Annotated in this window: 10 protein-coding genes; all 10 read left to right on the plus strand. The window is 63.7% G+C overall.

The features are described from left to right. Positions 1–37 precede the first annotated feature (37 nt). The 10 genes from U5A65_RS39415 to U5A65_RS39460 all read left to right on the plus strand — a co-directional run bounded on the left by U5A65_RS39415 (position 38) and on the right by U5A65_RS39460 (position 12356). Positions 38–577 (plus strand): methylamine dehydrogenase light chain, encoded by a 540-nt coding sequence (locus tag U5A65_RS39415; protein WP_233885774.1) that lies wholly within the window; start codon positions 38–40, stop codon positions 575–577. Then, a complete protein-coding gene (locus U5A65_RS39420; protein ID WP_321939638.1) occupies positions 574–1080 on the plus strand; it encodes a cytochrome c in 507 nt (168 codons plus the stop codon). The genes U5A65_RS39415 and U5A65_RS39420 overlap by 4 nt, the downstream gene beginning before the upstream one ends. Next, positions 1077–1541, plus strand: coding sequence for a cytochrome c (locus U5A65_RS39425; RefSeq protein WP_321917494.1), 465 nt, complete (start codon positions 1077–1079; stop codon positions 1539–1541). The genes U5A65_RS39420 and U5A65_RS39425 overlap by 4 nt, the downstream gene beginning before the upstream one ends. Positions 1542–1606: 65 nt before the next feature. Then, complete coding sequence (locus U5A65_RS39430; RefSeq protein WP_321917493.1) at positions 1607–2968, plus strand: DUF1329 domain-containing protein; 1362 nt, start codon at positions 1607–1609, stop codon at positions 2966–2968. A gap of 89 nt (positions 2969–3057) precedes the next feature. Beyond that, positions 3058–4881 (plus strand): DUF1302 domain-containing protein, encoded by a 1824-nt coding sequence (locus U5A65_RS39435; RefSeq protein ID WP_415766448.1) that lies wholly within the window; start codon positions 3058–3060, stop codon positions 4879–4881. Positions 4882–4945: 64 nt separating this feature from the next. Beyond that, positions 4946–7309, plus strand: coding sequence for an efflux RND transporter permease subunit (locus U5A65_RS39440; protein WP_321949588.1), 2364 nt, complete (start codon positions 4946–4948; stop codon positions 7307–7309). 22 nt (positions 7310–7331) lie between these two features. After that, positions 7332–8318 (plus strand): WD40/YVTN/BNR-like repeat-containing protein, encoded by a 987-nt coding sequence (locus U5A65_RS39445; RefSeq protein WP_321917491.1) that lies wholly within the window; start codon positions 7332–7334, stop codon positions 8316–8318. A gap of 41 nt (positions 8319–8359) precedes the next feature. Next, complete coding sequence (styD, locus tag U5A65_RS39450; RefSeq protein WP_321917490.1) at positions 8360–9838, plus strand: phenylacetaldehyde dehydrogenase StyD; 1479 nt, start codon at positions 8360–8362, stop codon at positions 9836–9838. A 24-nt stretch (positions 9839–9862) separates the two neighbouring features. Continuing rightward, positions 9863–11080: an MFS transporter gene (locus tag U5A65_RS39455; RefSeq protein WP_321917488.1), complete on the plus strand. Its 1218-nt coding sequence runs from the start codon at positions 9863–9865 to the stop codon at positions 11078–11080. Next, a complete protein-coding gene (locus tag U5A65_RS39460; protein WP_321939634.1) occupies positions 11073–12356 on the plus strand; it encodes an aminotransferase class III-fold pyridoxal phosphate-dependent enzyme in 1284 nt (427 codons plus the stop codon). The genes U5A65_RS39455 and U5A65_RS39460 overlap by 8 nt, the downstream gene beginning before the upstream one ends. Positions 12357–12365: the final 9 nt, after the last annotated feature.

Raw genomic sequence — 12365 nt, forward strand, 5'->3', positions numbered from 1 at the left:
GCACGTCATCAAAGAACAGAACGACAGGACGATAAGCATGAAATGGTTCGACAACTTCTTCGAGCTGAGAGCGCGCACCGTCGCGCAGCGCAGCTCGCGGCGCAGCGCCATGGCGACGCTTGGCCGCGCGCTGGTCGGCTCGGCGCTCGTGCCGCTCTTGCCGGTTGACCGCACCTTCGCGGCGGAGAACGCGGCCGCTGCAAGCGGCGCAAGCGCGCCGGCCGCGGGCAAAAACGACGATCCGTATAGCTGCGATTACTGGCGCTACTGCGCGATCGACGGCTGGCTGTGCAGTTGCTGCGGTGGCACGTCGAGCAGCTGCCCGCCCGGCACGACGCCTTCGCCGATCACGTGGATCGGCACCTGCCGAAATCCGCACGACAACACCGACTACATCGTGTCGTACAACGACTGCTGCGGCAAAACGTCGTGCGGGCGCTGCTTCTGCAACCGCAACGAGCGTGAGAAGCCGCTCTACAAGCTCTCGCTGGACAACGACATCAACTGGTGCATGGCAAGCGGAAACGCGAACTATCACTGCTCTGTATCCGCCTTGCTTGGAGTGGCGCAGCAATGACATCAACGATTTCCAACCAGCGCCTCGCAAAGTGGGTCATGACGTTGTGCGCGGCGAGCGCCGCGCTGATGGCGGGCGACGCGTTTGCGCAGAACGTGCAGTTTGCGCCGGGCAAGGCGTTCTTCGACACGAAGTGCGCCGTGTGCCACCAGGCGGGCGGCAGGGGGCAGGATGGTCTCGCGCCGCCGCTCACCGAACTGCCGGGCCGCTACGCCGCGAATGGCGAAGGGCGCAAACAACTCGGCCTCACGGTGCTCAACGGCATGTTCGGCCAGATCGCGATCAAGGACAAAACCTACAACTTCAAGATGCCGAGCTTCCGGACCGAATCCGACGAGGATCTCGCGAGCGTGCTCAACTACCTCGTGTTCGACGCGAATGCGAAGCATGCGGGTGCGAAGCCGTTCACGGCGGCTGAAGTGAAGGCGCTGCGCGTGACGCAGATGGACGGTGCGCAGGTGCGTGAGCATCGCGAAGCCACGCTCAAGAGCCTCGGGCTATGAAGGCGGGGCATGCGCGTGTGTGGCTTGCCGCATGTGCATTTGCGCTCGGCGCGAGCGCGCATGCGCAGGAGCGCGGCTACGACGCAGCCTCTGCGCGCAATGCGTGGACGCTCAACTGCATGGGCTGCCATACGGGCGACGCGCATGCCATTCCGGGCAAGGTGCCGCCGCTCTCCAGCGAGCTAGGGCATTTCGTGCGCTTACCTGAAGGGCGCGAATTCGTGATGCGCGTGCCAGGTGCGTCGAATTCCTCGCTGAGCGACGCGGAGCTCGCAAACGTTTTGAACTGGCTGATCGACACGAAGAACGCGGACACGCGGCCAGCAGATTTCAGGCCTTATACCGCGCAGGAAATCGCAGCACGGCGCAGGCCGGCGCTTACCGACGTCGCGAAGCATCGGGCGGCGCTGGTCGAGCGTATGCACAAAAGCGGCGATACAGCCGTAGCTGAACAGTACTAACGAAAGGCAAGAGCGGGCCGCAACGCGGTGGCCGTGCGATTCAACAGGTATTGGAGATCGAGACGATGAAAGGCAAGACGCAGATGGGAGCGATGTGTTCGGCAGCCGTACTGGCAGCCGTACTGGGCACGCTCGCGGGTGGGGCGCTGGCGGATACGGCCGGCATGGAGAAAGGCGCGAGCGCCGATGGCCGGATTCCGGCCTATGCGGGTCCGCAAGCCGCGCCGGCCGACTGGTCGTATGGCAAGGTGCGCGGCGATTACTGGAAGCACAAGGGCGAGAAGCCGCTCTTCTCGATCGACGCGAGCAACGTCGACAAGTACGCGGACAACCTCACGCCCGGCCAGGTACAGCTCATCAAGCAGAAAAAGGGCTACCGCATGGACGTGTATCCGACGCACCGCGAATGCGGCGCGCCTGATTTCGTGCAGGCCAACACGGCGCTGAACGCGACCCAGGCGAAGATGGATTCGTCGGGCGAGGGGCTGCAAAGCGCAAGCCTGCCCGGCATGCCGTTCCCCGCGCCGAAAACGGGCGCGGAAGCGATGTGGGATCACCTCGCGCGCTATCGCGGCATTGGCGCGGAGTGGCAAAAGGCGGTGACGGCGGCGTCACCGCGGCCGGGCAGCACGGACTGGATCAAGGCCGAATCGAAGCAGACGCTTTACTTCCCGTGGGGCAAGAAGGGCACCGCCACGCCGCAGCAGGCTGGCATGCTCTACGCGATCTACTTCGCCTATGAAACGCCCGCCGCGCTCGCGGGGCAGGGTCTCGTGCAGCGCGACTACTTCGACAAGGCGAGCGATACGTTCTACTACTTCACGGGTCAGCGCCGCGTGCGCCGCATGCCTGCGTATTCGTACGACGCGCCGCAAATCGGCTTCGAGAACCAGTACACGGTCGATGAACCGTGGCTCTTCAACGGTCAACTCGACCGCTTCAACTGGAAGCTCGTCGGCAAGAAGGAAATCTATGTTCCGTACGACGACTTCGGCATGTTCAACTTCAAGGCGAAGTTCGACGACGTCTTCAAGCCGGACGCCGTCAGCCCCGAAGCGCGCCGCTACGAAATGCACCGCGTCTACGTCGTGGAGGCGACGCTGAAGTCCGGCGTGCGCCACGTTGCGACGAAGAAAGTCTTCTACATCGACGAAGACAGCGGCCTTGCGGTGGCCGCCGAAGACTACGATGCCCAGGGCAAGCTCTGGAAGGTCAAGGAGGCGTATCCGATTCCGGTGTACGAGCTGCACGGCGCCTGCGACGTCGAGCCGTTCGTGCAGTACGACCTCAACAACGGCCGTTACGTGACCGACCAGTCGACCATCGGTACGGACACCGACATCCGCTGGTACGAAGACTCGAGCGATGCGCGCTTCAAGGACGACTTCTATTCGTCCGAGAACCTGCGCGCCGTGAGCGAGCGATAACGTAGCGTCCAGCATTGGCGGCGCGCGCACGGGGACGTGCGCCGCCACCCTTCATATTCGACCTGGAAGAAAGCGGGCAGGGGAAAAGCGTGATATCCAAGACAAAAATCAGCGCAGCAGTTTCATTAGTCATGCTAACGGCGGCACAGGGGGCCTCGGCATACGAGTTCACACTCGACGACGGCGCCGTCAACGGATCGTGGGTCTCGAACCTCACGGCGGGCGGCGGCATTCGGGTCAAGAACCCGAGCTGCTCGCTCACGGGCGACCCCAACGCGAATGGCTGCGGCGCGGGTGCGAACACGGCGCAGTGGGCATCGGGCGACGATGGCAACCTCAACTATCGCAAGGGGCAGCCGTTCAGCACGTATGTCAGCGCGACGAGCGAGCTGCTGCTCACGATGCCGAGTCAAGGCGTCAAGTTCATGGTCCGCGGCACCGCCATGTACGACTTTCTGGCGAACGATACGAACAGAACGCCGCTGTCGAGCACCGCTGCCGCGCAGATTGTCTATCCGGTCGATCTGCTCGATCTCTGGGTCCAGAAGGATTTCACGCTCAACGACCGCTCGGCGCACGTGCGGCTCGGCAATCAGGTCATCAACTGGGGCGAAAGCTTTTTTGCGACCAACGGCATCAATGCGACCAACGCCGTTGATATTCAAAAGCTGCTGATTCCGGGCACCCAGCTCAAGCAGGCGCTGCTTCCCGAGCCGATGATCAGCTTCGCGGCAGGTATCACTTCGGGGCTCAGCACCGAGGCCTACTACCAGTTCAACTGGGAAAGCAACCGCTATCCGCCGGTCGGCTCCTACTGGTCTGCGGGCGACATTTTCGGGCGCGGCGCGGGCCCATTGACGATCAGCACGATCAACGGCAACGTGAACGGCCCCGACGCGGGCACGATCGCGGGTCCGAACGCGGGTAACTCGCAGACGATCGCGGGCATCAACTCAGGCCTCGTCAACGGTGTGTATGCGGGCCCTCCGTTTAACTCGATCGGCATTCCGACCTCGACGCAGTTGCCGAACAAATACCGCCCGCAGTTCGGCGTCAAGTTCAACTATAAGCCGAAGAACGTCGACGTCAACTTCGGCTTCTATTACGAAAACTATACCGACAAGTCACCGGTTGCCTCGGCGCTGGCGAATGGCACGGAACAGTTCCAGTACCTCCAGAACCGGCAGCTGTTTGGTGCGAGTGCGAACTTTGGCGTTGGCGACTGGGCGATCGGCACCGAGCTTTCGTACCGTCCGCACGATGCGGTCGCGCTGTCCGGGTGCTTTGGCGCGGGCGGCCCGCTCGACTTCAACACGAATGGCGTGTCGGGTGTTAACTGCCAGCAGTGGGAAGACCGCAAAAAGCTGCAGTATCTGATCAACGGTCAGTTGAATCTCACGCAAAGCGAGTATCCGTTCCTGAAGCTGCTTCACGCCGACATGGCGGTGCTAACAATGGAACTCGCGTGGATCTACTACCCAGGCCTCAATTCGAACGGCGTGACGCGCACGGTCGATGGCCAGCAGGTGACGCAGGCGCCGGCGGCGGGTTACTTCACCTGGCTGAACAACGACTCAGGCCTCGGCTACCCGATCACGGCGGCGAAGGGCACGGCAAGCTCGGTCGGCGCGACGATCGACTTCAACTGGACCTATGACGGCACGATCATTCATGGCTGGCAAGTTACGCCTGGCGTGACGTTCTCTGACGCGCTGTACGGCTATACGCCAACCTTCACGGCGAACTACATGCAGGGCGCGAAGTCGCTCAACGTTTATCTGCTTTTCAATCAGAACCCGGCGGTCTGGCAGGCAGGTATCAACTTCACGGCTTTCTTCGGCGGTCACGACACCGTTGGGCAGCCGTACGCCGACCGCAATTTCGTCGGCGTCTTCGCGACACGTAATTTTTAAGCAATCGGGCGCGTGCCTTGTTGGCGCGTGCCCGAAACCGGCAGCAGACTTTGAGGGGCGCAATGTGTTGAATCGTCTGGTTGGCAAGCTCGAGGGGTTCCTGTTCGGGCATCGCGCGATCACGCTGGGCGTGATCGCCTTATTCACGGTCGTGATGGCCGTGTTCGCGCTGCAGTTGCGCATGGACGCCGGATTCGAGAAGCAGATTCCGACCGAACACGAGTACGTCAAGACCTTCCAGCAATACCGGAACGATCTGCTCGGCGCGAACCGCATCACGGTTGTGCTCAAGGCGCGCAACGGCACGATCTGGACGCGCGAAGGGCTCACCCGGCTCTACGAAATCACGCAGGCCGTGGGCTATCTGCCGAACGTCGATCGCGGCGGCGTGCAGTCGCTCTGGACACCTAACTCGTTCGTCAACGAGATCACCGAAGACGGCTTTCGCGCCGACCCGCTGATCGACGGCACGATCACGCCGGAGAGTCTCACGCCCGAGAAGATTGCCTCGATTCGCCAGTCCACCTCGGCGGGCGGCTACGTCGGCGTGCTCGTCTCGCGTGACCAGACGAGCGCTATGGTGACGGCGGAGCTGAACGAGCGCGACGCGAACGGCAAGGCCCTCGATTACGTGGCGTTCAACCACATCCTCGAAGAGAAACTGCGCAAGCCCTATGAAAACGGCGCGTATCAGGTGCAGATCATCGGCTTCGCGAAGCAGATCGGCGACATTGCCGACGGCGCTTCGGGCGTGCTGGTGTTCTGTGCGCTCGCGCTGGTGCTCACGGCGGCGGCCGTGTACTGGTACAGCCGCTCTCTGCGTTTCACGATCCTGCCTATCGCGTGCTCGCTCACGTCCCTCGTGTGGCAGTTCGGCACGCTGCGCATACTCGGCTTCGGCCTTGACCCGCTCGCGGTGCTGGTGCCGTTTCTCGTCTTCGCCATTGGCGTTTCGCACGGCATTCAGCAGATCAACTTCATCGTGCGTGAGCTGTCGCATGGACGCAGCCCGATGGAAGCCGCGCGCCACAGCTTCAGCGGCCTCTTGATCCCCGGCACGCTCGCGCTCGTTACCGCGCTCGTGTCGTTCATCACGCTGCTGCTCATTCCCATTCCGATGGTGCGCGAACTGGCGATCACGGCTTCGCTCGGTGTTGGCTACAAGATCGTGACGAATCTCGTGATGCTGCCGGTCGTTGCGTCGTGTATGCATTTCACAAAGGAGTACGCGGACCGCGCTCTGGCGGCGCGCGAGCGGCGCGCGCATTGGCTGAGGCTGCTCGCGCGCCTGGCTGAGCCTCGCAATGCCGCGATCACGCTTGCCGTGACCGCGATGATTTTCGGCGTGGCGGTGTGGCAAAGCCGCGATCGTGTGGTGGGCACACTGCAGCCGGGCGCCCCCGAGTTGCGCGCCGACTCGCGCTTCAACCAGGATGCCGTTGCGATCGCAACCAGCTACGACGTCGGCCTCGACTGGCTCACGGTCGTGTTCGAGACTCCGCGCGTTGCCGACTGCACCGACCCGCGGCTCGGCATCTTCGAAGACGACTTTACCGGCTCGATGAACCGGGTACCCGGCGTCGTCTCGGTCAGCTCGTATCCGCTGATGCTGCGTACCTACAACGAGGGATATAACGAAGGCAATCCGAAGATGTTCGTGGTGCCGATCGACCCCACCAACTATGCGGCGCTGAGCGCCGAAATCAACCGGGTGCACGGCTACATGACGAAGGACTGCAAGATGACCGCAGTGCATCTGTTCCTGGTCGACCACAAGGCAGCGACGATCAACCGCGTGATCGATGCCGTGAAGACTTACCGCGCGGAGAACCATCTGGAAGGCGTGACGATCCGCCTTGCTGCCGGCAACGCAGGCGTGCTCGCCGCGACCAACGACGAAGTGGCGCGCAGCGAACTGCCGATGATGCTCTACGTCTACGCGGCCATCATCGTGCTCGTGCTGCTCGCGTATCGCGACCTGCGCGCGGTGATCGCCTGCTGCCTGCCTTTGACGGTGGCGACGTTCATCGGCTACTGGTTCATGAAGCAACTACAGATCGGCCTCACGGTCGCGACCTTGCCGGTCATGGTGCTGGCAGTGGGTATCGGTGTGGACTACGCGTTCTACATCTACAACCGGCTGCAACTGCATCTCTCGCATGACGTGCCCGTGGTGAAGGCAGTCGAACAGTCGATTCTCGAAGTTGGCGTGGCGACGATCTTCACGGCAATCACGCTCGCTGTTGGCGTCGCGACGTGGAGCTTCTCCGCACTGAAGTTCCAGGCGGACATGGGCAAGTTGCTCGCGTTCATGTTCATCGTGAACCTCGTGATGGCGATGACGGCGCTGCCCGCGCTCGCGGTCTGGCTCACACGGCTCTTCCCGCGCCGCTCGGCGGTCAAAAGCTCGAGCTTCTTCACTCACTAGCCCGCCACGAGGACGATTCGCCATGCAACGAACAAAGGGTTCGAAGATCGCCTGCGCAGCGCTCGCACTGCTTGCGGGCCTGCAATACACACACGCCGCGCTCGCTGGCGCGGCGCCCGACAGCACGGTCGCGGTCGTCGCCGCGAAGCACCGTGCCGACGCGGAGCATTCGATGGTGCTCGGCGCGGCACTCGCCGGCAACCGCATTGTCGCAGTCGGGGAGCGCGGTGTGATCCTGCTCTCCGACGACGACGGCGTGCATTTCCGCCAGGCGCAGGCCGTGCCCGCCAACGCAACGCTCACCTCGGTCTCGTTCGTCGACGCGCAGCACGGCTGGGCGGCGGGACATTGGGGCGTCGTGCTGCACACCGACGACGGCGGCGAGCACTGGCGCGAGCAACGCGCGGATACGAGCGTCGACCAGCCGCTCTTTTCCATCGCGTTCCGCGACGAGATGCACGGCTGGGCCGTGGGCCTGTGGTCGCTGCTGATCACGACCGACGACGGCGGCGTCACGTGGAAAACGCAGCCGGTAGGCGAGGGCGCGGCCGCAGGCAAGAGCGGGCTGAACTTCTTTTCCGTGTTCGCCGGCCAGGAGAAAGACGTTTATATCGCTGCCGAGCAAGGCACCGTATTCAAGTCGAGCGACGACGGCGCAAGCTGGCAGGCGTTGCACACGGGCTATAAGGGCACGCTCTGGAGCGGCGTGGTCGCACCTGACCGCACGGTCTACGTGGGCGGACTGCGCGGCAATCTGTTCGCAAGCCAGGACGGCGGCGCGACATGGCAGTCCGTGAGTTCCGGTGCGAGCAGTTCGATCACCGGCCTCGTTGCGAATGCAACGAGTGTCGCGGGCGTGGCGCTCGATGGCTACGTGATGGTCAAGGCGGCGGGAGCGCACGATTTCGCGGCGAAGCAATTGCCTGGGCGCGACGCGCTGACCGCATTGATATTGAAGCGAGACGGTTCCACCGTCCTGTTTTCCAAAGATGGCTTAGTTGCCAAATGAGTTGCCAAATAAGTTGCCAAACAAACCAGTCAGGAGCTGAGATGCAAATCGAGGAATTGCTTGCAAACCTCCACACCCAGATGATCGTGGGTGGCCGCACCGTCCCCGCGCGCAGTGGCAAGACCTTCGCCGTGTACGACCCGGCCAGCGGCCGCGAAATCGCCCAGGTGCCCGACGGCGATGCCGATGACGTCGCGGCCGCCGTGGCCGTGGCGAAGAACGCGTTCGAATCGAACGAATGGCGCCGTATGCCTCCTGCCGCGCGCGAACACCTGCTGCTCAAGCTTGCCGATCTCGTCGAACAGCATGGCGACGAACTCGCTGCGCTGGAGACGCTCAACCAGGGCAAGCTACTCGGCTTCTCGCGCATGCTCGAAGTCGGCGGCAGCGCGCAGTGGCTGCGCTACATGGCAGGCTGGGCGACCAAGATCGAAGGCAGCACGGTCGATCTGTCGTTGAGCTTTCCGCCGGGCGTACAGTACCGCGCGTCGACGCAGCGCGTGCCGGTGGGCGTGGTCGCGGCCGTCGTGCCGTGGAACTTCCCGCTTCTGATGGCCGTGTGGAAAATCGCGCCGGCGCTCGCGTGCGGCTGCACGGTGGTGCTCAAGCCCGCCGAGGAAACGCCGCTCACCGCGATCCGCCTTGCCGAACTGGCGCTCGAAGCAGGCTTTCCGCCGGGCGTGCTCAATGTCGTGACCGGTCGTGGCGAAACGGCAGGCGCGGCGCTGGTGCGTCATCCCGATGTCGACAAGGTGACGTTCACGGGCTCGACCGAAGTGGGTCGCCTGATCGGCGCGCAGTGCGGCCGGGATATCCGCCGCGTGTCGCTCGAACTGGGCGGCAAGAGCCCCGTGATCGTGCTGGACGACTGCGATCCGCGCAAGGCCATTGAAGGCGCGGCGGGCGCGATCTTCTTCAACCACGGCCAGGTGTGCACGGCAGGCTCGCGTCTTTATGTGCCGCGCTCGATGTACGGGCAGATCGTGGAAGGCATCGCGCAAGTGGCCAACAGCCTCGTGCTCGGTTCGGGTTTCGACGAGAAGACGCAGATGGGTCCGCTCGTGTCGTCGCGCCATCGCGACAAGGTCGTCGGCATGATCGCCGAAGGCCGTGCGCAGGGCGGCGAAATCATGGCGGGCGGCGCGGCGCATGACGGCGCGGGCTATTTCGTGCGCCCGACCGTGGTCGCCAACGAAGGGCGCAAGCCGCTTTCGCTCGTGAATGAAGAAGTGTTCGGCCCGGTGCTGGTTGCCATGCCCTACGACGATCTCGAAGAGGCGATCAGCGCCGCGAATTCAAGCGAGTACGGTCTCGGCGCAAGCGTGTGGACAAACCAGCTCGACAAGGCACTGCGCGTGGTCGACCGCATGGAGGCGGGTACGGTCTGGGTCAACTCGCACAACATGGTCGACCCCGCGCTGCCGTTCGGCGGGTTCAAGTCGTCCGGTGTGGGGCGCGAACATGGCCGCGCGATCATCGACGCGTACACCGAGACGAAATCTGTCTGCTTCGCCTACTGAACCACGTTCGAGGATCAAGGCACAATGAATACGTCACCAGCGGATCTGCAGGGCCTCGCCATGCGCGAAGAGACGAATGCGAAATCACGAGCACGCCTGTGGGTCGCGATACTCGCGGGTGTGGTCGGGCCAGAGGTGTTCATCGTTCAGCCCGCGGTCGTAGAGGGCTTCGTGAAGTATCTGGGCTTCGACGCGGTCGCGGCGGGTTACGCAGCTTCGGTGGAGGTGTGGGGCATTGCGTTGAGTTCCATCCTGCTGCCGCTGTTCGCGAAGCGCGTGAACTGGCGCACGGTGATCGTGCTGTCGATTCTGCTGATGGCGTTCGGCAACGCGGCTTCGGCGTTCACGCCCGATCACAGCGTATTTCTTGTGCTGAGACTACTCGTGGGAATTGGTGCAGGCGGCCTCATTTCGCTCAGCTTCGCGGCGGTCGGGTTGACAGCCAACCCCGACCGCAACTTCGGCTACATGGTCATGTGGGTGATGATCTACGGCGCGCTGGGGTTGTGGCTCGTGCCGAGCGCGTTCGCCATTGGCGGCATGAAGCTGCTGCTGTTCTTCTTCGCCGCGTTTCCGCTCGTCGTGCTGCCATTCGTGCGCTACCTGCCGCGCGGCGGCGAAAGCGCGCCGCAATCCGATGCGAACGCGATCGAGCTGCCAAGGCCCGCGAAGGCGTCCGCCTTGCTCGCCATGCTGCTGTACTTCGTGGCGCAGGGCATCGTCTGGGCCTATCTGTTCCTCATCGGCACCGTTGACGGTCTGAGCGAGCAGCAGGTGGCCAACGCGCTCACGCTTTCGCAGTTCATGGGCGTGCTCGGTGCGTGGGCGTTCGGCGTGTGCGGCACGCGCATCGGCCGCTCGCGCGCGCTTACGGTGAGCGTGCTCGGCGGCTCGCTGTGTCTGCTCTTTCTCACCACGCACACGACCTTCGCCGTCTTCGCGCTGGTTGTTTGCATTTACAACTTCTTCTGGAACGTTGCCCAGCCCGCGTTGCTCTCGTCGATGGCCGTGTTCGACCGTAGCGGGCGCATGGTGCTGGCTGCCACCGCCATGCAGATGATCGGTCTCGCGACTGGTCCCGCGCTCGCCGCCTGGATCATGACGTCCGGCGCTTATTCTCAGGTGATCGGGTCCGGCGTTGCGTTGTTCGTCGCGAGCTGGTTCCTCATCTATTACCCGGTGCGCTCGCATGCGCGCATGCTGCGCCGCGCCGCCACCGATACGGAGACTTCCGATGCCTGATCAAGAACTGTTGCAGCGGCGCTACCGCGTGCTCGGCAAGCGCGCGCCGCTCTTCTACGACACGCCTTTGCATATCGTGCGCGGGGAAGGCGTATGGCTTTACGACGCCGAAGGCAAGCGCTATCTCGACGCCTATAACAACGTGCCGCACGTAGGCCATTGCCATCCGCGCGTGAGCGAGGCCATCGCGAAGCAGGCGTCGATGCTGAACACGAGCACGCGCTATCTGCACGAGAACATCGTGGAGTACGGCGAGCGCCTCGTTTCGACCTTCGACGCTTCCTTGCCGATGGTGATGTTCTGCTGCACAGGCAGCGAGGCCAATGAACTGGCGCTGCGCATGGCGCGGGAGTGCACCGGCAACATGGGCATTATCTGCACCGCGCACTCGTATCACGGCAATACGGCGGCGGTGGTGCAGGTCAGCTCGTTTCTTTCCACGCAGCAGCAGCGCGGCCGCTATGTGCGCACGATTCCCGTGATCGACCCGTATCGCGAGCGCGCAGGCATGAGCGAAGACGAACTCGCGAGTCGCTACGCCGAGGACGTGCAGGCCGCCATCGACGCGTTCGAGGCCGACGGCGTGCGTGTAGCAGGCCTGCTGATGTGCTCAGGCCTCTCGTGCGAGGGCTTGCCGGACGTGCCCGCGGGTTATCTCGCGCGCGCCGTGGAGAAGGTGCGGCGCGCGGGCGGCGTGTATATCTCCGACGAAGTGCAGGGCGGCTTTGGCCGTTTCGGCTCGCATTTCTGGGGACATCAGAAGCTTGGCGTCACGCCGGACATCGTCACGATGGGCAAGCCCATGGGCAACGGTCACCCGCTCGCGGGCGTGGTGGCGCGCCGGGAATTGATCGAAGACTTCGCCGAGCGCAATCCGATGTACTTCAACACGTTCGCGGGCAACCCCGTTTCGTGCGCCGCGGGCATGGCGGTGCTCGACGTGATCGCAGATGAAGGCCTTCAGCAGAACGCGCAGACCATGGGGCAATACGTGCTCGAACGTCTGCGTGCGCTGGCGCAAAAGCACGCGGCGATCGGCGACGTGCGCGGCAGCGGACTCTTCTTCGCCGTGGAAATGGTCGAAGACCGCGCGGACAAGTCGCCTGCCGGCAGCGTGGCGCGCCGCGTCGTCAACGCCATGCGCGAGCGTGGCGTGCTCATCAGCCGTATCGGCGTGCACGACAACATCCTCAAGATCCGGCCGCCCATGCCGTTCACGACGGTCCACGCCGACCAGTTGATCGACACACTCGACGCCGTGCTCAACGACCTTTGAGAGGATCGC

This window comes from Paraburkholderia sp. J10-1 (assembly GCF_905220165.1).
In the GTDB taxonomy this organism is placed as follows: Bacteria; Pseudomonadota; Gammaproteobacteria; order Burkholderiales; family Burkholderiaceae; genus Paraburkholderia.